Below are 23,147 nucleotides of genomic sequence, written 5' to 3'. Positions count from 1 at the left end.
GCCTGATGATATCGTTTCAGCTATTTATCCATCGGTAAGTAGATGGTGAATTTGGCCCCTTTGCCTTCCTCGCCGGCCGCCCGAATTTGGCCCTTGTGCACCTCCACAATCTTACGACATAGGGCCAGGCCAAGACCAGTACCGGCGTACTTATCTTTGCTATGCAGGCGCTTGAACATTTCGAAGATATTATCGGCGTACTCTGGTTTGAAACCGATGCCGTTGTCCTGAACAGTAATGACGTTGTAGTTTCGACCCGGATCGAGGTCCGAATTTTCGGGCAGCAAATCGCCCTGAACCTGGTGAGATGATACCTGGATGACCGGCTGGTGTTCGTTGAATTTCAGAGCATTCTTGACCAGGTTGAGAAAGAGCTGGTACATCTGAATTTCTATCCCCCGAACTTCCCCCAGATCCTGATAGCTCAGACGGGCATTTTTCTCCTGCATGAGCAGATCGCAGTCCTCCGCGACGTGGTCGAGGATTTCGTCGAGGCGAAGTACTTCAAATTCCCGCTCATCCTCGTTGATACGGCTGTATTCCAGAATACCATTCACCAAAGCAGCCATTCGCGCGGCAGCCCTGGATACCTTATCGCTATACACAAGCGACTTATCATTCTCCGGCAAGCTTTTGTGCATCAAGGCGATGAACATCTGAATCTTGCGCAGCGGCTCTTGCAAATCGTGACTCGCCACATAGGCGTACTGCTGCAAATTAAGGTTCACTTCTGCCAGTTTGGTATTGGTGGCTTCCAGCTGCTCCGTGCGATGGCTGACTTCCCGTTCCAGCATGTTGGTAAACTCTTTTTGCTCCGTGATATCCTGTGTCAGATACAGCACCTTGGTAGGCGAGTGCTCGTCCAGTTTCAATGGAATGGTGTGCAAGGAGTAAATACGGTCCATGTAGGAAAATTCCGCTTTGCACGATTGGCCAGCCTGGGTGTCGGAGAAAATTTTGTGGAGTTTGCTGCGCTCGGTTTCCGACGGATTCAGCTCGTGCAGCTTTTTGCCTTTGACCGATTGCAGATCGATGTTGTAGCGCGCCATGCCCTGGCCCGCCAGGTACTCCACCTCAAGAAATTCGTTCAGAATCCCAACCGTTCCGTTGGGAATATTCTCCGATATGGTACGGTAGAGCGTTTCGTTGCGGATAATTTCGCGGTTGGCCATTTTAAGGTCCTCTTCCCGCTCTATGATCATTTCATTAGATAGTCTGAGCTCGTTGTTGGCGGTGCTCAACTCCTCATTGGCCGACTGCAATTCCTCGTTGCTGGTTTCCAGCTCTTCGTTGGAAGACTTCAACTCTTCATTGGCCGATTGCAGTTCTTCATTCAGCGATTGGAGCTCCTCATTGTTGGTTTCCAGCTCCTCGGTGAACATTTGCATGTACTCCCGGGCAAAGTTCAGCTCCTGCTCCAGTTCCAGGATACGGTGATCCGTGAAGTCATCGGTGGAAACTTCCTCCGTGAGTCTCAGATAACTACCGTCGGGCTCGATGCGCTCGAAAAACACCAGGTAATGGTTTTCTTCTCCCATGGGATATATGAATGGAAGAATCTTGATCCTGACAAAGTGCAACTGGTCAAAGAGCGAGAACTTAATGACATTGCCCACCTGAATTTTGCCGGAATTCCTGGCCTGCGCGAGAAGCCCCCTGATTTCAAGCGACATCTCTTTGTTCGACATTTTGAGCAGATTGTGGTTCATCGCGCCCTGCCCTATTTCCAGGTATAGCCGAAGACTACCCTGGACTTCCTTTATCTCGGCTTCATCGTTGATGATTACAAAGGGGTTCTCGTTGGCGTGGTATAGGGTTTCCTTGGCAATATCCAGGATGGACATGTTTCGGACCGCCGTCTTCTTGTCATCCTGAGTTTTGCTGTGTCCAAAATTGGTATTGTACCGCGAAAATTTCAGGTTATAAACCTTCGCCGCGTCTGCTTTTCGAAATACTTTGAATTCATTAACCTTTACAAACAAATCACTGGCCGGCGTAATACTTTCGGATTTGCCCATGAAAAGCAGTCCGTTTTCTTTGAGCGAGTAATGAAAAACGCGCAGGGTGTCCTTCTGCAGAGAATTATTGAAATAAATGAAAAGGTTTCGGCAGGTAATCAGGTCGAGCTTTACAAACGGCGGGTCATTGGTGATATCGTGCTTCGAGAAAAGCACGTTTTTTTTGAGAGTTTTCCTGATCTGGTATTTCTGGTCTTCCTCCGTTTTGTCGAAATATTTATTGATGTACAGTTCAGGTAGTTTCTCAACGCTTTTTGCTGAATAAGTACCTCTTCTGGCTTTGTTCAGAGCACGCTCATCGATATCGGAACCGAAGATCTGTATCTGGTAGTTGGCTATGTTTTCACCCAAAAGCTCGCTGATGAGCATCGCGATAGTGTAGGGTTCTTCCCCCGTGGCACAGCCAACGCTCCATATCCGGATACTGTCGCCCGGCCGTTTCTCTTCCAGCAGTAGTTTGAGCTCTTTGCGCAAGGCATCAAAGTGTTCCCTGTTTCTGAAAAATTCAGTGATGCCGATTAATACCGTTTCAAAAAGAACATCAAGCTCTTTCGGATTCTGCCGGATCATTTTGTAGTATTCCGTATGCGAAGGCAGCCGGAGTGCTTCAATGCGCTTGTCCATGCGTCGCATGACGGTCGAAGACTTGTACTTCGAGAAATCCGTTCCCGATCTTTTGGCCAATAATTCGAAAATGGCGTCCAGACTCCGCTCCCGGGGGGTACTTGACTGCAGTACCCGGTGGTTGTTTATATAATGCGTAACCTCATCGAACATCACCGCAGGATCGAGGACCATATCCACCATGCCGCTATCGATGGCCGATTGCGGCATATCCTGGTATTCGGCGGTCACGGGTGACTGGGCAATGGTAAAACCTCCTACTTCCTTGATAGCCCGCACTCCTTCGGTGCCATCGTGCCCGAAGCCGGATAAAATGGCCCCGATAGCGTATTGTTGCTTCTCCTTGGCCAGTGAGATCAGGAACTGATCGGCAGACGGCGCATTCTTATAATTGGGGGGTAGTTCCTTTAAAAATAACTTGCCGTCCTTCATCTCGATGGAGCGGTTGGGAGGCGTGACATATACCCGGTGCGGTTGGATGCTGCAACCATTCTCGATTTCCTCCACGGGCCATTTACAGCGACGGCTCAGAATCGAGGTCAACTCGCTTTTATAGTCGGGACTCAGGTGCTGCACTACTATCACGCAAAAGCTGTGCGTAGTGCCGTTAAAACTGGCCAGCAGTCGTGACAGGGCATTCAGTCCGCCTGCCGATGCACCCACGCCCATTACGTAGGTTTCTTCCTGTTTCTGCATTCTGTCAGTAGGATAAAGTCATAGTATACATTCAATTTTCAGTCGTGCAACCGCATCAGAGTACGCAGTCGTTCTGCGTGCGTTTTCACTTCGGCAAGTTTGTCTTTGTATGAGGGCACGAGGGTTTTGAATCCACGGTTGTCATAATCCAGTATTATTCGCTTCAGCAAGGCTTGTTTTTCTTCCAGAGTGCGCAACGCAATCCACAACGTTTCTTCCAGCGCTGTGTTTTGACTTTCCAACAACGCTTCCTGCGTGAACGAATGGCCGACATGGCATCGGAAACGCTGCTGGTGGGGATCATCCATTTTCCAGAGTGGTCCACCGCAGCTAGAGCAGCTCAACGGCACTTGTTCACCGAGCGCCTCATCAGTTGCTACCTGGCTTTCGATTTTCATGGCAATGCCCGCTTCACGCACCAGATTTCGTGGAACCGTTATTTCCGGCGGTAGTTTTGTCTGCGCGATTTTTATGATTGCCTCACCCATATCTTCCAGATTTACGGTGTGGTCAATCTCGACTTCCCGCTGGGCCGTTCGGGGCATTTCGGCGTACTCTGAGGTACGGGGGTTCTGGATTACCGTCAGCCCGCCACACCGTTTTATGGCCGATAAGCCGGCCGTGCCGTCGTTCAGCCGACCAGTTAACAGCACGCCCACACACCTGTTTTTTTGCGACACTGCGGCAGTGCGAAACAGTACGTCGATGGATGGCCTGAACAGATTCTCTCTCGGCCCTCTGGTGAGCATGATTTCCCCACCCTGCAAAGCCAGATGGTTGTTTGGTACGGCCACATACACTGTGCCGGCTTCGATCGGCATTCCGTGCCGGGCTTCCTTCACTCGCAGATTAATCTTGCCGTCCAAATAGCTGGCAAAAGCCGAAGTCGCATCAAAGGACGTGTGTATCACTACTAGAAAGCAGGCATTTATGTCCGGTGGAATATCCTTTAAAGTGGTAAGGACAGCGGCATGCCCGCCAGCAGAGGCGCCAATCAGAATAATACGGAATGGGGAATGGGGATCCATTTATCTTCCCGGTTACAGTTTGTGATGAGTCAATCGAAGTTTCAAAAAACCGGGCCAGCCTATTTGAAACTTTGGCATAAATATTTGATGAACAGGCCTGAATACAGGATAAATTCAAAGAGATATCCACCCCAACTACTTACCAGACGTTCGGTGACGTGGCGACCAGGTGGCAAAATTAGTGAACGTAAAGAAAGAGTGAATTACCGCAACAATTAACCAACCCAGATTCCAATTCCTATGAATAAAGATGCTCAGATTGCCTACCTGCTCATTCGCCTGACGATGGGGCTCAATTTTTTGATGCACGGGGTGGTGCGGATTTTCGGTAACCTGGATAAATTCCGGGATAAAGTCGTGGCCGATTTTCAGGAAACCTGGCTGCCACAGCCAATGGTGGAAATATTTGCAACGACGCTACCCTTTGTTGAAGGTGTCATTGGCTTGCTGCTGCTGCTGGGCTTGTTCACCCGACAGGCCATCATCGCCGGCGCGGTCGTGATGATGGTACTTATTTTTGGTACTTCATTACGACAGGACTGGGGTCTGGTAGGTTCTCAGATTGTCTATTCCCTGTTCTTTTACTTCCTGATGCGGTACGCAGGCGATAACACCTGGGCGCTGGACAATCAAAGAAAAAGGGGATAGCCTAAAAAGGCTTCCCCTAAGTCGATGAAGATTCTGAAAATCCAACTTTACAAAATTCAGAACAGCTTCGTCTGAGTCTTTTCGTTCATCTGCGCCGTAGTGTGGGTCAGGATCTCCCGGGCATTGTTCACCACGGTTTCGGAGGGCTTGCTGCCGCCGATCATCTGGGCAATCTCCCCCACCCTTTCTTCAAAGCCCAGCTTGCGAATGCGGCTGACCGTTTTGGCCGATGAGTGATCTTTATAAACAAAGTAGTGCGCCGAACCCTGCGCCGCAATCTGGTGCAGGTGCGTAATGGCGATGATCTGGTGATTCTGGGCCATTTGCCGCATCATATTGCCCATTTTGATCGCAATTTCACCCGATACACCCGTGTCGATTTCGTCAAAAACGATGGTCGGCAGTCGGCGCTTATCCGCCAGAATGTACTTAATCACCATCATCAGGCGCGAGAATTCACCGCCCGACGCCACATTGCGCAGTTCCTGCGGTTTGATGCCTTTGTTGGCGCTAAACAAGAAGGAAATAAAGTCGATTCCGTCGCTGGTGGGCGGCACCTCGGTCATTTCGAGGGTCAGAGAGGCGTTGGGCATGCCCAGCTCAATAAGGCCTTCACAGATGTTTTTCTCGATGCTTTTGCAGACAGCCTTGCGGGCGGCGGAAAGCTTGGTGGCGCTCTGCATCATGCGTTCCCGGGCGCGTTCGGTTTTTGCCAGTGCTTTTTCAAGGTCCTCGTCCATGTTGAGGACCTGGCTTACTTTTCCCTCAAGGTCAGTCTGCAGTACCAACAGCTCAGAGACATCACGGACTGAGTGCTTTTTCAGAAGCTGGTAGATCAGGTCCAGCCGTTCGCGGACAAGGGTACTTCTATCGTCGTCCACCTCGACCAGGCTGCCCGCGCTCCCTACTTCGTCGGCCAGGTCGCGCAGCTCAATCAACGCACTTTGGGCGCGGTCGCGCAGGGGCGCATAAATGTTCACAAGCCGGCTGACCTGAGTGAGGGTGCCAACCGCACCTTTAAGCAAGTCGAGGATCGACTGCTCGGGATTGTCGAGGTAGTCGTAAGCCAGTTGCAGCTTTTCCTTGATTTCGACGGCATTTTCCAGAATAGTGAGTTCGTTTTCCAAACTCTCCTGCTCGTCGGCCTGTAATCCGGCCTCGAACAGTTCCTGGTACAAAAAATTATTGTAGTCGAACTCCTTCCGCAGCCGGTCCGCCGATTTTTTCATCGCTTCGTACTCATCGCGGGTTTCTCGGTATACACGAAAATCCTTACGGTATTTTTTCAGGTACTTGTCGGTCTGGGCATAGACATCCACCACCTGCAACTGGAACTCATTGTTCCCCAGCATGATCGAATCATGCTGGGAGTGAATATCCATCAGCTCATTCGTAACGCGCCGCAGGGTGTCGAGATTTACGGGCGTGTCGTTGACAAATGCCCGCGACTTTCCGTTCGGGCTGATTTCGCGGCGTACAATGCAATGCTGGCCAAAGTCGAGTTCCTCTTCCTCAAAAACGTGTTCCAGGGCGTAGCCCGACACATCGTAAGTACCTTCGATGATGCACTTTTTGGCCGGATCGTAAAGTGACTTGCTGTCGGCGCGGTTGCCCAGCAACAGGCCGATGGCACCGAGCATGATGGACTTACCCGCGCCGGTTTCACCCGTAATGATATTAAGCTGATTATCAGGCGCTAATTCGAGGTGCTCGATTAGCGCGTAATTTTTTATGAGAAGATTGACGAGCATAAAATGGTGATTTCTGATATTGGGCAGGAATGAACCAACGCAATCTAAGGGTCAGAAGATTCACAAAGATTCGTCTATTTTTGGAAAGATTTCTGATTTCCGGTCGAAGATGATTTCAGCGACGTCGGCCAACTGAACCCGGTGGGGGTGGCTCCGCAGATCGCGCAGGACAAGTGAATCTGCCTCCAGCTTTTCCAAATGGCCAAAAAGCGTTCGGCCATCACGCTGGACAATGTTAATTTTTGCGGCCAAAAGCGGGGGAAGCCCTTCCTGGAAGGGCGGAAACAGACGGAGGAGGCGTTTACTCATGACAGCGGCAATTTCCCTATATTTGTTGATATTTCACTTCTGATCAAAATAAAATTTCCCAATGCATCTTCAAAAACTTTTCACTTTTTCAAGGAAAAAAATCTCAGCCGCAGCACTTGGTCTGGCTACGTTGGCGGCTTTCGGCTTGACCGGCCCCGGTTCAGCGGTAGCCCCAAAGGGCCCCGGCCAATCCATGGCTCTCAAAACGGACACCGTGGTAACGGGCCTGAAAACGCCCTGGGCGGTAGCCATCCTGCCCGACGGCGACATGCTCGTCACGGAGCGCGGAGGTACTTTGCGGTTGGTTCACGACGGCAAACTCGACCCTAAGCCCATTGGCGACGTTCCCGAAGTACTGGCCAAAGGACAAGGCGGCCTGCTGGATGTTGTGCTGCACCCCGACTACGCCAAAAACGGCTGGTTGTACCTTACTTATGCATCCCCCGCCGCACCTGGTGAGGCTGGCGACGCTGATGGCGCGAACACCGCCCTAATGCGGGCCAAGCTGAAAAACCACAAACTGGTGGACAAGAAGGTACTTTTCAAGGCCACACCCAATGTCAAATCCAACCCTCACTTCGGTGGACGTGTCGTATTTGACCGGGAGGGCTACCTGTATCTGAGCCTGGGTGAACGCGGGCAAAAGGAAAAAGCGCAGGACCCGATGAATCATCAAGGAACAGTGGTGCGGCTTTTCGACGATGGCCGAGTACCGAAAGACAATCCGTTTGTGGGTACCAAGAAAGGTTTGGAAGAAATTTATTCCTACGGCCACCGAAATCCGCAAGGTCTGGCGCTCGATCCCGTCTCGGGTAAAGTCTGGGAGCACGAGCACGGTCCTCAGGGCGGCGATGAAGTGAACATAGTAAAAAAAGGCGCTAACTACGGCTGGCCCGCCATTACTTTCGGAATCGACTACGACAACAGCATTATTTCGGAAGACACCGCCCGTGCGGGCATGGAGCAGCCCGTCATTTACTGGCGGCCGTCCATCGCGCCCTGCGGCATGGCCTTCGTCACCAGCCCCAAGTTTCCCGACTGGAAGAACAACCTGCTGGTGGGTTCGCTGAAATTCAACTACGTTATGCTCTGCACGGTCAAAGGCGACCAGATAACCAAACAGGAAAAGATCCTCGAAGGCATCGGTCGTGTTCGTACCATTCGCCAGGGTGCTGACGGCAACATCTACGTAGTAGCCGAAAATTCGGGAACGGTCTTTCGGGTCAGTCCCATGTAAGTTTCCTGTAAGCAGGGCAAAAAGTGGGAAGACAGGTTACGCCTTCCCACTTTTTGCCCGCTTGTCAAATATTCCCGCCCATTCTTCAAAGTCCTCCTGTAGTGCTTCGTAGGCTTTGTGATTGGCGGCGTTGGGTTTGAAAATATGGCCGATCGGAGTAAATTGTTTGGCATCCGCGTAGTTGTCGATATGTCCCAGCGCTTTCAACCCCATCAGGGCCGCGCCCACCGAACCCGTCTCGACCGTATCGTTTAGATTGACCGTGATGCCGAACACATCGGCCAGCATCTGCACCCAGGTTTTGCTCTTGGCAAATCCACCATTGGCATAAATGGCCTTTACCTCCTGATTTTCCAGCAGCACTTTCCCGATGCTGTAAAGGTTTAGTAAAGTACCCTCCATCACGGCCCGCACGAAGTGGGTCGGCGTGTGGTAAATGTCCAGCCCGACGAAACCACCGCGCACGGCGGAATTCCATAGCGGGGCCCGCTCACCCAGCAGATAGGGAAGGCACAGCAGCCCGTCGGAGCCCAGCGGAATTTCGGCCGCCTTCTTGAATAAATCCTCGTACTCGATTTCGTCGAAAAAGTGGTCTTTCAGCCATTCGAAGACCACCGCGCCGTTGTTGGAGGCTCCGCCGATGACATAGGTTTCCTTGTCCAGAATATAGCAGAAGGTACGCATCTGCTCGTCGGCAAACGGTTTTGGAGAGGAGATACGCACCGCACCGCTGGTGCCAATGGTGACGGCCATTGTCCCCGGCACGATGGCTCCGCTGCCCAGGTTGGCCAGGCAACCGTCGCTGGCACCCAGTACCATGGGGGTGCCTTCGGGTAGTCCCAGGGCATTTTCAGCGGGCAGATTTACAAGGTGGTAAGGCGACACGGGTTCGGAGAAACGATCAGCCGTGAGGCCGAGGTACTTTAAGGTGTAGTCATCCCAGGCAAATTTTTCGATATTGAACAGCCCGGTAGCCGAAGCGATGGAGTAGTCGATGAGGTACTTTCCGGTGAGTTTGAAAAACACGTACTCTTTGATTCCGACAAAGCGGGCGGCTTCCTTAAATAGTTTCGGCTCGTTGTCGCGCAACCAGAGTAGTTTGCACAGCGGCGACATCGCGTGAATGGGCGTGCCATTGGTTCTGTACATTTTACGCCCCTCACGGGTTTCGCGTAATGCATCGGCGAGTTCGGCGCTGCGGTTATCGGCCCAGATGATCGAGTGCGTCAGCGGCTTGCCTTCCTTATCCAGCGCAATTACGCTGTGCATGGCCGCACTGAACGATAATCCCAGCACCTCCCCATCAGCCCGGCATTTCTTGACTACCGACTGAATGCAGTACTCCACCGCCCGCATGATTGTCTCGGGATCCTGTTCGCTCCAGCCCGCTTGCGGGTGAATCATGGGGTATTCTTCGCTGTGGTCGGCCAGGATTTCTCCTTTCAGATTGAAGGCCACTGCCTTGATATTCGTTGTGCCGAGATCAGCACCAATGATATATGCCATTTTTCTGTGATGAATGATGAGGGATCGGTGGTTTGCCCTCCGCCCTGCACTTAGAGTCCTGAATAATAGCAGTAGATGATATTTTTAACCAAAACCTGCTTGTAAGGATATGAAAACTTCGCTACATTCCCCAAAAATTAACCACAGCGCGGGCTGCCCCGTGATCACTTACCAATAAACATAAATTATGCAAATCGGAATGATTGGCCTCGGCAAGATGGGTTTTAATCTTGCCCAAAACCTCAAAGATCATGGCCATGAGGTAATCGGCCATGACGTCAACGACGAGGTGGTGGAAGAATTCATCAAGATGGATGGCATTCACGGTGCTCACTCTTTGGAAGAGCTTACCCAGAAACTCACCGGGCGGCGGGTAATCTGGCTCATGGTACCGGCAGGCACAATCACCCAAAGTGTGATGGATCAGCTCGTGCCGCTACTCAACCAGAATGATATTATCATCGACGGTGGCAACTCCCGCTACACCGATACGTTGCTGCGCTACCAGAGCCTGAAAGAGAAAGGCATCGACTTTCTGGACTGCGGCACGAGCGGCGGCATGGAAGGCGCCCGGCACGGAGCATGCACCATGATCGGCGGCGAAGACGCCGTATTTGCGCATTGCGAGCAGATTTTCAAGGATATTTCGGTGGACAACGGGTACCTGCACACGGGAGCTCCGGGTAGCGGACACTTTGTCAAGATGGTCCACAATGGCATCGAGTACGGCATGATGCAGTCGATCGCCGAAGGTTTTGAAGTACTGAGCAAATCCAATTTTAACCTCGACTACGAGCAGGTGGCCCGCGTCTGGGACAATGGCTCTGTAATTCGTAGCTGGTTGATGGAGCTGACCCAGCGCGCCTTCTCAAAAGACGCCAATCTGGACGAAATCAGGGGCAAGATGTTCTCGTCCGGTGAAGGAAAGTGGACACTGGAAACGGCCCTGGACCTTGGTGTTCCTACGCCCGTGATTGCTCTGTCGCTGATGATGCGCTACCGGTCTATGGAAGATGACACCTTCTCGGGCAAGGTCGTGGCCGCCCTGCGGAACGAGTTCGGCGGCCACGCCGTAGTGAAAAGCTGAGGACAATTTTCGGGAATTCCGGGAAATTAGTACTTTCGCGCTTGCAACTAAGGTTTGGGGACAGCTAATCCTGACAAACCGTGAACCTAATAGCTAAAAACTAACGCCTGAAATGGAAGAAACGCACATTGCCCACCCAACGACTCCTATCGAGCACGTTTCGCATACTCATTCAGAATCCAACGAGCTTTCGTCGGGTTTTTACGTCGCTTCATTCCTTATCCTTCTGCTGATTTTGGGAATTTTTGGCGACATGCTCGTTTTCATTCTCGGTCTTCTGGGAGCAGTAGCGATTTACGCTGGCTACTTTACCGAGAAAGCTGCCAACGAGGAACATCACTAACGGGCCCCAATCTTAAAAAAATCCGGTTGGACAGATCGTTTTATCTGTCCAACCGGATTTTTTATTTCAAAATGCCTTCCAGCAAAAACTGACCTGCATAGCTCAAAATTCTTATTGAGCTAACCGCCTGCCTATTTCTCGAAAATTCGATAAATATCCGGAATAAGTATACATAGAATCGTAGCTTTGGAGTTACTAAATGAGAATGCAACATTAAAGCCCGAGTAAAATGCAACGACTCCGATTCACTTTTCTCCTCTCGCTGGCAGCGGCAATGCTTTCGCTCATTCCTGCGTGCACTTCTTCCAACCTGGAAGTTGAAAAGCCTGAGCAATTTGCCCTTAAAGACATGCTGAGACATTATGCCGATGATCTTATCATTCCCTCTTTCAAAGAATTACAGACCAACGTAAACACTCTGCAACAGGCCGCAGAAACACTGGCCGCACAACCGACGCTCGCTAATCTCTCCGCCCTGCAAACTACCTGGACCAAGACCCACCTGGCCTTTCAGTCGGTCAATGCCTACAATTTCGGTCCGGCCGGAAAATCGGGCAGCCGAAAGAATCTCGTGCAGGAAATTGGCACCTTTCCCACCGACATCAGGGAAATGGAGATTACCATCGCCAAAGGTTTACCAGTCCCGAACGACGAAAACTACGGTGCGCGCGGTATGCTGGCGATCGAGTACCTCATTTTCGACGTCAACGGTGACAATCAGCGTATACTCGACGGGCTCATTACCGCAAGCCGGGAAGTGTACCTTCGGAAGCAGATTGCCAATGTCAAGACGCAGGTGGACAGTGTCGTGACGGGGTGGGCGACTTACCGCGATACCTTTATCAACAGCGATGGCACTGCCGTAGGAAGTTCGATTTCCGAGCTTTACAATGGACTCGTCCAAAGCTTCGAAGATTTGAAAAACCGAAAAGTCGATTTACCATTGGACGGTTCGGCCGGGCAACAAGGTCCTCAACCCACTCTGGTCGAAGCTTATTACAGCGGCAAATCGCTGGAATTCATCCGGGCGCACTTCACAGCCCTCGAAGACATCTGGCGCGGACGCGTAGGCCAGCAAGACGGTCTTGGTTTCGACAACTACCTCCAAACCGTGCGCGGTGGCCCGGCATTGGTTAGTAGTACGGATACACAGTTTGCCGCTATCCGCCAGGCGCTGGCTGGCTTGGGAGAAACCTCCTCCCTCACCAAGGAGATCCAGAACAATCGACCCAAAGTCGAGAAACTCCAAACCGAACTCCAAAACAATACCCGTTACCTTAAGAGTGATATGTCATCCGTGCTCGGACTGACGCTCACCGTTCAGTAACGGGTAGTTCGACAATTTGTCTATCAGCAACCTTCCGGCCCACAAACTTCACCAGTAGCTGCTTCCAGCACTTCCTCGCGTACCTGCGTGAGGGCCTGAACAAGTACCTCAGCGGGCTGTGCCCCCGAAATGCCGTATTTGTTGTTGATAATAAAGAAAGGTACTCCGCTCACGCCCATCTGCTGAAAGTGGTCGATTTCCTGCCGCACCGCGTAGCCGATAGTGTCGTCAGCAACAATCCCCTCGATTTTGGCCTCGTCCCAACCGAAGGGGGCGAAAAGCTCTGCCAGTACTTTCAGGTTTTTCAAGTCCTTTCCGTGAGAAAAGTAGGCTTGAAACAACATCTCTTCCGCCTCGGATTGGAAACCTTCCTGTCCGGCTACGTGAAGTAGTTTGTGTAAGGGAAGCGTATTGATGCTTTCTGAAATCTCATCCAGGTTAAAGTCGATTCCAGCTTCCTTGCCCACCTGAGTCAAGTGTTCGGACATCTGCCGGATGCGGCCTTCGTCGCCGAACTTCTTGATAAAATATTTCTTGCGATCCATGCCTTCGGCCGGAATCGTAGGGTCGAGCTGGAACGGGTGCCAGGTGATTTCCACGTCTTCGGGGTTTCCCAATTGTTCAAGCGCGTCTTCCAGTCGTTTCTTTCCCACGTAACACCAGGGGCACACCACGTCCGAAACAATATCGATCGTTATTTTATTATTCACTAAGGTATTCATCAGTATAAAATTGAATTTCTGTAATTATTATAGAGGAAAACAGGCCCGATACTCAAATGATTCACTCCTTCCGGAAACGGCTTGGTGACAGGTTTTTGAAAACATTTTGGCCGAAGACTACCAGGCACATCGGTTTTGAATAAAAAATTCGTTTCTAATACTATATTTTGCATTTATCGAATGTAATTTTACATTCTCCATTGTTAACCCTACACAATTACCATTATGATGAATAGACGAGAGGCGCTTTCGCGTGTCGCCCTGTTGATGGGCAGTGCCGTGACCGCCCCGACCATGATTGCTTTCATGGACGGCTGCAAAACCAAAGACGCCGCTACGGGGGCTGATTTTGGCTTCGACCCCGATCAGTTGAACCTTGTATCTGAGGTGGCCGAAGTCATTATTCCCAAAACCGACACGCCCGGTGCGAAAGACGCCAAAGTGGGCGAGTTCGTTCAGAAAATGCTGAAAGACTGCTATTACGAGAAAGACCAGAAAAGCTTCATGGCAGGGTTATCGAAGTTGGAGGATAAGGATTTCATGAAAGCTTCGGCCGAAGAAAAGATTACGTTACTGACCGCCGCCGAACAGGAATCGATGGACGAGTTGAAGCGCATAGGCGACGAGCGTTCCAAAGCCCAGGAAGCGGGCCAGAACTTCGACGAACCGGGTGTGCCTTTCTTCCGCCTGATGAAAGAATTGACCTTGCTGGGGTACTTTACCTCGGAGCCGGGCGCTACTCAGGCCCTGGAATATGTGGCCGTACCGGGTCGCTACGACGGCTGCATCGACCTGCAGCCCGGTCAGAAGGCCTGGGCTATGTAGGGTGTCGGTGGTCAAAATCGAATACTTCCTTAACATATTAAACCGAAAACACTAAATAATGAACCTGAATATAAGAGCAAAACAGCAGGCTACGTACGACGCCATCGTCGTGGGCTCCGGAATCAGCGGTGGCTGGGCGGCCAAAGAATTGACCGAAAAGGGCTTGAAAGTACTGATGCTGGAGCGGGGGCGTGACGTAAAACACGTGACGGACTACCCGACCATGCAAGCTCCCCCCTGGGAACTGGAACACCGTGGCCGCGTGACGACCATGGCTCGTGAAGAATATTGGGCCAACTTCCGTACGGGCTATACCGCCAACGAGGAACACCGCCATTTCTTCGAAAACGATAAAGAGAACCCCTACAAGGAAACCCGCCGATTCGACTGGATACGCGGCTACCACGTAGGCGGGCGTTCACTTTTGTGGGGTCGTCAAAGCTACCGCTGGAACGAGGAGGATTTCGAGGCCAACGCCAAGGAGGGCCTGGGTACCGACTGGCCCATCCGCTACAAGGATGTTGCGCCCTGGTACGACTACGTGGAGAAATTTGCGGGGATCAGCGGTTCGCGCGAGGGACTGGACGTACTACCCGATGGCAAGTTTTTGCCTCCCATGCAGATGAACTGCGTGGAGACCAAAATCAAAGGTGACATCGAATCGAAGTTTGCCGGTCGGAAGATCATTATTGGCCGGGTGGCGCACCTCACGCAACCGCAGGCCTTCCATACCGAACTGGGCCGGGCGGCATGTCAGTTCCGTAATATGTGCATGAGGGGGTGTCCTTATGGTGCCTATTTCAGCACACAGTCAGCTACCTTGCCCGCCGCCACCAAGACGGGTAACCTGACGCTGCTGCCCGATTCTATCGTGTCCGAGGTAATTTTCGACGACAAGGCGGGTAAAGCCACGGGCGTTCGGGTTATTAATCAAAACGATCCGGGTGATATCAAGGAGTACTTTGCCAAAATCATTTTCCTGAATGCATCGGCCATTCCCTCGACCACGATTCTGATGAAATCAAAATCGGACCGTCACCCCAACGGGCTGGGCAATGAGAGCGACCAACTGGGCCGTAACATCATGGACCACCACCTGGCCGTCGGTGCCGCAGGCCAGATGGAAGGCTTCGATGACAAGTACTATTTCGGACGCCGTGCCAACGGAATCTACGTACCCCGCTACCGCAACTGGGGCAGCGACAAGCGCGACTACGTGCGCGGATTTGGCTACCAGGGCGGTGGCAGCCGGGCCAACTGGGGCCGGGGCGGCGGACAGCCGGGTTTCGGCGCAGCGTTTAAAGAGGAAATGTCAAAGCCCGGACCTTGGAATATCGGTATGGGCGGCTTCGGTGAGATGATCCCGAACCCCGACAACCGCTTTACACTCAGCACCGAGAAAGACAAGTGGGATATGCCGATCGTGGTATTCGATGCTGCCTATGGCGAAAACGAAAGGAAAATGCGTATCGACATGATGAACGACGCCGCTGAAATGCTCGAAGCTGCCGGAGTGAAGAACGTCAATCCGTACAATGATGAATCGAAAGCACCCGGCATCGGTATCCACGAAATGGGAACCGCCCGCATGGGTACCGATCAGAAGAACTCCGTGCTCAACAAGCACAATCAGGTGTGGGGCGCCGAGAACGTCTACGTGACCGATGGTGCGTGCATGACTTCGGCTTCCTGCGTGAACCCCTCGCTGACGTACATGGCTCTCACCGCCCGCGCCGCCGACCACGCTGTGAGCGAGTTGAAGAAGATGAACGCGTAGTTGGTAGTTAATGAATAATTGACAATTACTCGTTGTCAATCGGTTATTTAGAGAATGCCTTTGCCTTTTTTATAGGTGAAGGCATTTTCTTTAATTTGGTGATTGATTTGGTATCATTGACGAGCGAGCCAAATCGGAAACTTATAGCTATGACCCTGTCGGGGTCGAATAGGGCAAACTACACTGACTAAATCATCCATCAATAAAGATTGGGACTTACGAACTGTAGGTATGGGGATAGGTTTTTAGTGAAACTACTTTGAGCTTCAATAACTCCGGGCGAGCATGAGTTTACGGAATCATATTCCGTGGCAAGTACCAGGATTCAGTTTGGTCTTTCATTTCTGTATTCCGAAGTGTTGAGCAAAATGAGACGAGAGGTGAGCTGCTGAATAGGCTGATACGCAACGTAATATTTTAAAGAAAAAATTAAACTTTATTTATGAAAAGTAAGATGTGCCCAAAACATAAGATGCAGTCCTTCTTTCTGTTATTTCTTCTTTCATTCTCAGGCTTACTGACTTTGTCGGCACAAAATAAAATAGCGATTGATGGTAAGCCGATTATTAAAATCTCCAATCCGGATGAAGAATTCGAAAAGTTTTTAGCCGAATTTCTAACGGATGATCTCGCCAAAGTCTTTGATACAAAAAACGAAAATATTTCCATCGTTTTACGTCTTGTAAACGACAAAACCCCTAGAATTAAAAAGAAATTTTTGGAAGAAATCGATAAAGAAATTCAAAACAAGTGGGAAACTTTTTCTTATACCACTTACAATACTAACACGCTGGTTGTTACGGGGTCAGATAAAAGAGGGCTGGCCTACGGTGTTTTCGGTTTGTCTGAGAGAGCAGGCGTAAGTCCGTGGCACTTTTGGGCGGATGTACCCGTACAAAAACGGAAGGAAGCCTTTTGGGTAAATGACTCTGTGAGTCTTGCGCCATCGGTGAAATACCGGGGTATTTTTATCAACGACGAAGACTGGGGCCTACAACCCTGGGCGGCGAAAACATTTGAAACCGGCCTGAAAGACATTGGCCCGAAAACGTACGCAAAAGTATTTGAACTACTGCTTCGTTTGAAGGCCAACCTTATCTGGCCTGCCATGCACCCAAGTACCAAGGCCTTTTACCACTATCCCGAAAACAAGGAGGTGGCCCAGAAATACCAAATCGTGGTTGGCACCTCGCACGCAGAGCCCCTCATGCGGAACAACGTGGATGAATGGAACGACCAGACTATGGGTGAGTACAACTACATTACCAATTCGGCAAAGATTCGGACGTATTGGCAGAGCCGCCTCGAAGAAATCAAAGGCTTCGGGAATTTGTATTCGATCGGGATGCGAGGAAAGCACGACAGCGGCATGGAAGGGACAAAAAACGAAGCGGAAGCCGTGGAATTAACGAATAGGATTATTAATGACCAACGGCAGCTGTTAAGCCAGGTGACCGGAAAAGCCCCTGCTGAGGTGCCGCAGGTAATGACTCTCTACAAGGAGGTTTTGGATTTGTATAAAGCCGGACTAAACGTTCCCGAGGACGTAACGCTCATTTGGCCGGATGACAACTACGGCTACATTAAAAGCCTGAGCAACGAAACCGAACGAAAACGAACAGGAGGAGCGGGTGTGTACTACCATGCCTCGTATTGGGGGCGCCCCCACGATTATCTTTGGATTGGTACTACCGACCCCGCTTTAATGCGTTTTGAGATGCAAAAAGCCTATGAAACAGGAGCGAGAAACGTTTGGGTGGTAAACGTAGGCGATATTAAAGCCATTGAATACCCAACGCAACTTTTTTTGGATATGGCCTATGACATCAGGCCGTTTCTGACGAATGAATCGGTTTTTAAACACCTTGAAAACTGGACAAAGAGCAATTTGAATTCAAAGGAAGCGGCGGCGCTGCTTTGGAAAAATTACCGCCTTTCCTACATCAGAAAACCCGAGTTTATGGGGTGGAGCAAAGTAGAACCCACAACTCCCACCCATCCGACAACTTTCAGTTTGGAGGAAGTCGAGGAACGGCTTGCAGCCTATGACAAACTTGACCGTGAAACACTGGCTTTACAGCCCCGAAATAGCGACTATGCGTCAGCTTATTTTCAACTGGTGGGCTATCCCGTTCGGGCGGCAAGCCAAATGAATAAGAAATTTTTAAATCTTGACCTCTACTATACCACAAAATCCGGCGAACGCACCGACAACAACCCGTATTTTCAAAAAGCTGTTGCCGCTTACGACTCCATTGTCAGTCTTACAAATAAGTATAATCACATCATTTCAAACGGCAAATGGAACCATGTTATGACCATGAACCCGCGACAGTTGCCCGTTTTTAGTACACCAGAAGCTCTTAAGAATGTGGAGCAGAAATCGACTGTGAGTGTACCCAAGTCGTTGGTTGATATTCCGGCGGGCGATTACAGCCGTATTTCATCTACCCCGGATGCGTATTGGGAGAAAATATCAGAACCTGGTTTTTCGGGTAATTTGTTGGTTTCCAGACCGTTTACAATTGCTTCCCCGCTCAAATCCAATCAGCCGCAAGTTGAATACGATTTTAATTTACCCGAAACCGGCTCAGTAGAAATTAAGATAAAGGCTATTCCCTTACATCCGTTGACCCTTTCTTCGGGACAAAAAGTGGCGCTTCAGGTGGACGAAGGTACTTGGCAAATGGTTGACTTCGAAACTATCGGCAGGAGCGAAGAATGGAAAGAAAACGTGCTTTCTAACCAAACTACCAAATCACTGTCTGTGCTGAAACTCGTTAAAGGAAAACACACCTTAAAGTTGCGCATGATAGACGCAGGTGTCCTGATCGATAGTTTTAAGATCTTCGGGATCCGGTAAGACTATTATTGATGGATGAACACAGTCATAAACCTTGTAGATTGCCATGCGGACTCGCGCGCCTGGTCGAGGAGCTGAACAAAGGCGCGATCAGCCATGGCTTTTCCAGCCAAATCTGGACGCGGGCGCGTCAATGAAATGATCGGCGGGCTTTTTGGCCTACTGGGGTACTTTCAGCCATTGATACGCGGTAGACGTGAGGCACAAAACTACGCCATACACTCCGTAGTCCTGCGGCCTGCCCAGCGTATTGGTAGTTTTTATGGAAAGGCCAAGTACTAACTCGCTCTATTTTTTTGCTCCCTGATACTATGAACCATGGGAAGCGGAAAGCGGCAAATTCTGAACGGTGAGGGATCAAAAATTACATTAGTGGATTCTCCGAAAGGATGCCTTTCTGCGACGGAGCTTCCCGGTACTTTTATCTGGATAAAGAAGGGGATACCCTTTACCTTTGCGTAGTTTCCAAACTTTCTGCCAGTCACTTATGAAACTTTCCGGGTCTCTCCTGTTTTTAATTGTTTTCTTCTGCTTCTCGTGTCAGGAAAAGCCCCGGCAGCTTCCACTGACAGGTACCTGGGAGTTGGTATCGGCAACCGCCATGGAAAATGACTCGGTATACTCTACCTTTGATTCCAGCCGGCAAATGATCAAAATCTTGAACGAAACGCATTTTGCTTTTCTGAATCATACTCTAAGCAATCAGAAGGACTCCACCGCCTCACCATTTTCGGCCGGGGGTGGTACTTACACTCTGCGGGACAGTACCTACACGGAGCATCTGGACTATTTTGTGGATCCGGCCTGGGAGAAGCACACCTTTGAATTTACGATTAAGATCGAGAACGATACCCTGACGCAAAAAGGAATAGAAAAAGTAGCCGAGCTGGGCATCGATCGGGTTATCACTGAAAAATACAAACGCGTTAAAACCAAATAGAGAAATTAACCAACCATGCCCAAACTCACCCCCTTCCACGTCGCTGTTCCCGTCCATGATTTAGAAGCTGCGCGCAAGTTTTACCGCGAAGTACTTGGCTGCGGCGAAGGCCGCAGCGATACGCACTGGACGGACTTCGATCTGTACGGCCATCAGTTCGTAATTCACTACAAACCAAAGCCTGCCGAGGACGTTGCGCTCCATTCCAACCCGGTGGATGGTCATGATGTGCCGGTGCCCCACTACGGCGTAGTGCTTGAATGGGACGACTGGCACACGCTGGAAGCCCGCCTGAAAAGCCACAACATCAAATTCATTATTGAGCCTTATATCCGTTTCAAAGGGCAACCCGGCGAACAAGCCACAATGTTCTTTCTTGATCCATCCGGTAATGCTTTGGAATTCAAATCCTTCCAGGACATCAGTCAGTTATTCGCTGTCTGATATGGTTTAACTTTTTCAACCTTCTGTAATTTGGCTGTTGTCAACAATCCCCTCCCGCAAAGAGTATCATCGGTAGATGCCTACCGAGGACTGGTTATGCTATTGATGATGGCCGAGGTACTGGAATTCACCCACGTAGCCGAAGCGTTACCCGAAAGTTCTTTCTGGGGGTTTCTGGGTTTTCATCAAAGCCATGTGCCGTGGACAGGCTGCTCGCTGCACGATTTAATTCAGCCTTCGTTCACCTTTCTGGTGGGTGTGGCGCTCCCCTATTCCATGGCCAGCCGCGCCTCTCGCGGCCACAGCCAAACCTACCTTTGGCTACGCACGCTGCGCCGGGCGTTGGTACTTATATTACTGGGAATATTCCTGCGTTCGATGGGCCGTAACCAGACCAACTTCACATTTGAAGATACGCTTACTCAGATCGGGTTGGGGTATCCTTTCCTGTACGCTTTAGGCTTGCGCTCCGAACGCAGCACCTGGACTGCTTTGGGGGTGATATTGGTTGGTTACTGGGCTCTGTTCGCTTTTCACCCCCTGCCGGGAGCGGATTTCGACTGGTCGCTAACGGGCGTCGCGGCCGATTGGGAACATAACCTCGGCGGGTTTGCAGCGCACTGGAACAAGAACACCAACGCCGCCTGGGCTTTCGACCGCTGGTTTCTGAACCTGTTCCCGAGGGAAAAACCGTTTCTGTTCAACGGAGGCGGCTATGCCACTCTGAGCTTCATCCCCACCCTGGGCACCATGATTCTGGGGCTTGTCGCCGGCCGCTGGTTGAGAGCGGCTCCGTCTTCATCCTGGTTGATGCGCCGACTCGCCATCGCCGCGGCGGGATTATTCGCCGTTGCCATTCTGTTGCATCTCACCGGAATCAATCCTATCGTGAAACGTATATGGACTCCCGCCTGGACTTTATTCAGCGGGGCCTGGTGTTTTGTGCTATTCGCCTTATTTTATTTCGTGGTGGATGTTCAAAAAACCAAAAGGGCGTTTTTCCCGTTGATTGTGGTAGGAATGAACTCCATTGCGGCTTACATATTGGCCCACACGGTAGTCGGCTTCATCGATGAGTCCTTTCGCATCAATATCAGCCCGCAATATGATCTGCTATTTGGTGAACCATACAAAACCCTCATCAGCGGTTTCGTTATCCTGGCGGTCCAGTGGCTGATTCTTTATTGGATGTATAGAAAAAAGCTTTTCATCAGAATTTAACTTTTTTCAAAACTCTTCAACCCTTACCCAACTTTGACACTTGAACCTCAATCTGAAAAGTAAAGCGCAACATTCGTACGACGCCATCGTCATCGGCTCAGGGATCAGCGGGGGTTGGGCGGCTAAGGAACTTTGCGAGAAAGGATTGAAAACGCTGGTTCTGGAAAGAGGACGAATGGTACAACACGTAACTGACTATCCCACGGCCATGCTCAATCCCTGGGATTTCCCCCATCACCTCCGCGATCCGCTGGCACAGAAAGCAAAAAATCCTATCGTCAACCGCTGCTACGCCTTCGACGAAGCCACCGAAAAATTCTTCGTCAAGGATGATGAACATCCTTACGTTCAGGAAATACCTTTCGACTGGATTCGCGGCTATCAGGTTGGCGGCAAATCGCTCATCTGGGCGCGGCAAACGCAACGATGGAGCGACTTTGAGTTCGAAGGCCCGGCTCGCGACGGCTTTGCTGTGGACTGGCCCATCCGCTATAAAGATATTGCGCCCTGGTACAGCTACGTCGAAAAGTTTGTGGGGATAAGTGGTAACCGCGACGGCATCGACAGCCTGCCCGACGGGGAATTCCTGCCTGCCTGGGAGCTCAATTGCGTGGAGAAAAGTATGCAGAAAAAGATTAAGGCCCGCTACACCGACCGCCATGTAATCATCGGGCGCTGCGCGCATCTTACCCAACCCAACGAGGTACATTTGGCGCAGGGGCGCGGGCAGTGCCAGGCCAGGCACCTTTGTTACCGGGGATGTCCGTACGGAGGTTATTTCAGTTCGAACTCATCTACCCTACCCTGGGCCGAACAAACGGGGAACCTGACCATCCGACCCGATTCGGTAGTTTCTGAAATTATTTATGACGAGAGCAAAGGCAGAGCGTCGGGTGTGAAGGTTATCGACGCACATACCAAAGAAGAAACCGAGTACTTTGCCAAAATTATTTTTGTAAATGCGGCGGCGCTCAATTCCAATCTTATCCTGCTCAACTCCAAATCAAGTCGCTTTCCCAACGGGCTGGGTAATGATCATGGCTTGCTGGGCAAGTACGTAGCGTTTCATAACTACCGGGGTAACATCGTGGCATCAATAGAGGGTTTTGAAGACGGCTATTATTACGGTCGTCGTCCGACGTCTGTATTTATGCCTGCATTCCGCAATTTGCGCGAATCGCAGAATCTGGGTTTCCAGCGTGGCTATATGGTGGCATTCAGCGCGGCTCGCAGTGGCTGGGAGCAGGGGTTGGGGCAGCGGGGCTTTGGTGCCGAATTCAAGGATAACCTCAGCAATCCCGGCGGCTGGCGGGTATTCATGCAGATGCAGGGCGAAACCATTCCAAAAGAAACGAACCACGTGCGGCTAAGTAAAGACCAAAGGGACGAATGGGGCGTGCCGCTCTTAGTCACATCGGTTGAATACGACGAAAATGATTTCAAAATGCGGGACGATTTTTTGGTCCAGGGTTCAGAAATGCTGGAAACGGCTGGATGCAGGACTATCAACGCGTATGATACCGGACAAGCCCCGGGCCTGGATATTCACGAAATGGGTGGTGTGCGTATGGGCCGCTCCCCTGAAACGTCTCTCCTGAACGAGTGGAACCAACTACACAAAGTGAAAAACGTATTTGTCACGGATGGAGCCTGCATGACCTCGGTCGGGAATCAGAATCCATCGATCACGTTCATGGCTCTGACCGCGCGGGCAGTGGACCGCGCATTTGCCGAATTGAAAAGAGGATATTTATAGGTAGTTTTGAGCTTGATTTATTCAG

19 protein-coding genes are annotated in these 23,147 nt (G+C 50.8%); 13 read left to right on the top strand and 6 right to left on the bottom strand.

Annotation, left to right across the window (positions count from 1 at the left end; genetic code table 11):
* Nucleotides 1-20 precede the first annotated feature (20 nt).
* Entirely contained in the window at nucleotides 21-3,338 is a 3,318-nt protein-coding gene (locus IE117_RS14855; RefSeq protein ID WP_189565214.1) for a CheR family methyltransferase, read from the bottom strand.
* A 38-nt stretch (nucleotides 3,339-3,376) separates the two neighbouring features.
* On the bottom strand, nucleotides 3,377-4,366 hold the full coding sequence (locus IE117_RS14850) for a chemotaxis protein CheB (protein ID WP_189565213.1): 990 nt from the start codon (nucleotides 4,364-4,366) through the stop codon (nucleotides 3,377-3,379).
* A gap of 240 nt (nucleotides 4,367-4,606) precedes the next feature.
* Between IE117_RS14850 and IE117_RS14845 the strand changes: the two genes are divergently transcribed.
* Nucleotides 4,607-5,014 carry a DoxX family membrane protein gene (locus IE117_RS14845; RefSeq protein WP_189565212.1) on the top strand — a complete coding sequence of 136 codons (408 nt, stop codon included), beginning with the start codon at nucleotides 4,607-4,609 and terminating at the stop codon, nucleotides 5,012-5,014.
* A gap of 56 nt (nucleotides 5,015-5,070) precedes the next feature.
* Here IE117_RS14845 and recN read toward each other — a convergent pair whose 3' ends face one another.
* Both recN and IE117_RS14835 read right to left on the bottom strand, forming a co-directional pair.
* Entirely contained in the window at nucleotides 5,071-6,765 is a 1,695-nt protein-coding gene (gene recN, locus IE117_RS14840; RefSeq protein ID WP_189565211.1) for a DNA repair protein RecN, read from the bottom strand.
* 60 nt (nucleotides 6,766-6,825) lie between these two features.
* Entirely contained in the window at nucleotides 6,826-7,074 is a 249-nt protein-coding gene (locus tag IE117_RS14835; protein WP_189565210.1) for a hypothetical protein, read from the bottom strand.
* A gap of 61 nt (nucleotides 7,075-7,135) precedes the next feature.
* On the opposite strand from IE117_RS14835, the gene IE117_RS14830 reads away from it, so the two are divergent.
* On the top strand, nucleotides 7,136-8,311 hold the full coding sequence (locus IE117_RS14830) for a PQQ-dependent sugar dehydrogenase (protein ID WP_189565209.1): 1,176 nt from the start codon (nucleotides 7,136-7,138) through the stop codon (nucleotides 8,309-8,311).
* Nucleotides 8,312-8,347: 36 nt separating this feature from the next.
* Here IE117_RS14830 and IE117_RS14825 read toward each other — a convergent pair whose 3' ends face one another.
* Nucleotides 8,348-9,817 carry a gluconokinase gene (locus IE117_RS14825; protein ID WP_189565208.1) on the bottom strand — a complete coding sequence of 490 codons (1,470 nt, stop codon included), beginning with the start codon at nucleotides 9,815-9,817 and terminating at the stop codon, nucleotides 8,348-8,350.
* Between the two features lie 187 nt (nucleotides 9,818-10,004).
* On the opposite strand from IE117_RS14825, the gene gnd reads away from it, so the two are divergent.
* The 3 genes from gnd to IE117_RS14810 all read left to right on the top strand — a co-directional run bounded on the left by gnd (nucleotide 10,005) and on the right by IE117_RS14810 (nucleotide 12,574).
* A complete protein-coding gene (gene gnd / locus IE117_RS14820) occupies nucleotides 10,005-10,904 on the top strand; it encodes a phosphogluconate dehydrogenase (NAD(+)-dependent, decarboxylating) (RefSeq protein WP_189565207.1) in 900 nt (299 codons plus the stop codon).
* 112 nt (nucleotides 10,905-11,016) lie between these two features.
* Complete coding sequence (locus IE117_RS14815) at nucleotides 11,017-11,247, top strand: hypothetical protein (protein WP_189565206.1); 231 nt, start codon at nucleotides 11,017-11,019, stop codon at nucleotides 11,245-11,247.
* 229 nt (nucleotides 11,248-11,476) lie between these two features.
* Entirely contained in the window at nucleotides 11,477-12,574 is a 1,098-nt protein-coding gene (locus IE117_RS14810) for an imelysin family protein (RefSeq protein WP_189565205.1), read from the top strand.
* Between the two features lie 23 nt (nucleotides 12,575-12,597).
* Here the strand turns inward: IE117_RS14810 and IE117_RS14805 are convergent, their stop codons facing one another.
* The gene (locus IE117_RS14805) at nucleotides 12,598-13,296 is read right to left on the bottom strand and encodes a DsbA family oxidoreductase (protein WP_189565204.1); all 699 of its coding nucleotides are present in this window, start codon (nucleotides 13,294-13,296) and stop codon (nucleotides 12,598-12,600) included.
* Between the two features lie 228 nt (nucleotides 13,297-13,524).
* On the opposite strand from IE117_RS14805, the gene IE117_RS14800 reads away from it, so the two are divergent.
* From IE117_RS14800 to IE117_RS14765, 8 genes are all read left to right on the top strand, one after another.
* Nucleotides 13,525-14,121: a gluconate 2-dehydrogenase subunit 3 family protein gene (locus tag IE117_RS14800; RefSeq protein ID WP_189565398.1), complete on the top strand. Its 597-nt coding sequence runs from the start codon at nucleotides 13,525-13,527 to the stop codon at nucleotides 14,119-14,121.
* 58 nt (nucleotides 14,122-14,179) lie between these two features.
* Complete coding sequence (locus IE117_RS14795; RefSeq protein WP_189565203.1) at nucleotides 14,180-15,898, top strand: GMC oxidoreductase; 1,719 nt, start codon at nucleotides 14,180-14,182, stop codon at nucleotides 15,896-15,898.
* A 718-nt stretch (nucleotides 15,899-16,616) separates the two neighbouring features.
* Complete coding sequence (locus IE117_RS14790; RefSeq protein ID WP_189565202.1) at nucleotides 16,617-18,761, top strand: glycosyl hydrolase 115 family protein; 2,145 nt, start codon at nucleotides 16,617-16,619, stop codon at nucleotides 18,759-18,761.
* 96 nt (nucleotides 18,762-18,857) lie between these two features.
* Nucleotides 18,858-19,043: a hypothetical protein gene (locus IE117_RS14785; RefSeq protein WP_189565201.1), complete on the top strand. Its 186-nt coding sequence runs from the start codon at nucleotides 18,858-18,860 to the stop codon at nucleotides 19,041-19,043.
* Between the two features lie 205 nt (nucleotides 19,044-19,248).
* The gene (locus IE117_RS14780) at nucleotides 19,249-19,701 is read left to right on the top strand and encodes a DUF4488 domain-containing protein (RefSeq protein WP_189565200.1); all 453 of its coding nucleotides are present in this window, start codon (nucleotides 19,249-19,251) and stop codon (nucleotides 19,699-19,701) included.
* Between the two features lie 15 nt (nucleotides 19,702-19,716).
* Nucleotides 19,717-20,145 carry a VOC family protein gene (locus IE117_RS14775; RefSeq protein WP_189565199.1) on the top strand — a complete coding sequence of 143 codons (429 nt, stop codon included), beginning with the start codon at nucleotides 19,717-19,719 and terminating at the stop codon, nucleotides 20,143-20,145.
* A 30-nt stretch (nucleotides 20,146-20,175) separates the two neighbouring features.
* A complete protein-coding gene (locus IE117_RS14770; protein ID WP_189565198.1) occupies nucleotides 20,176-21,366 on the top strand; it encodes an acyltransferase family protein in 1,191 nt (396 codons plus the stop codon).
* 40 nt (nucleotides 21,367-21,406) lie between these two features.
* The gene (locus IE117_RS14765) at nucleotides 21,407-23,122 is read left to right on the top strand and encodes a GMC oxidoreductase (RefSeq protein WP_189565197.1); all 1,716 of its coding nucleotides are present in this window, start codon (nucleotides 21,407-21,409) and stop codon (nucleotides 23,120-23,122) included.
* Nucleotides 23,123-23,147: the final 25 nt, after the last annotated feature.

Origin of the sequence: Persicitalea jodogahamensis (assembly GCF_014651615.1) — a bacterium.
Taxonomy (GTDB): Bacteria; Bacteroidota; Bacteroidia; order Cytophagales; family Spirosomataceae; genus Persicitalea; species Persicitalea jodogahamensis.
This window is presented reverse-complemented; position numbering and strand designations above follow the sequence as displayed.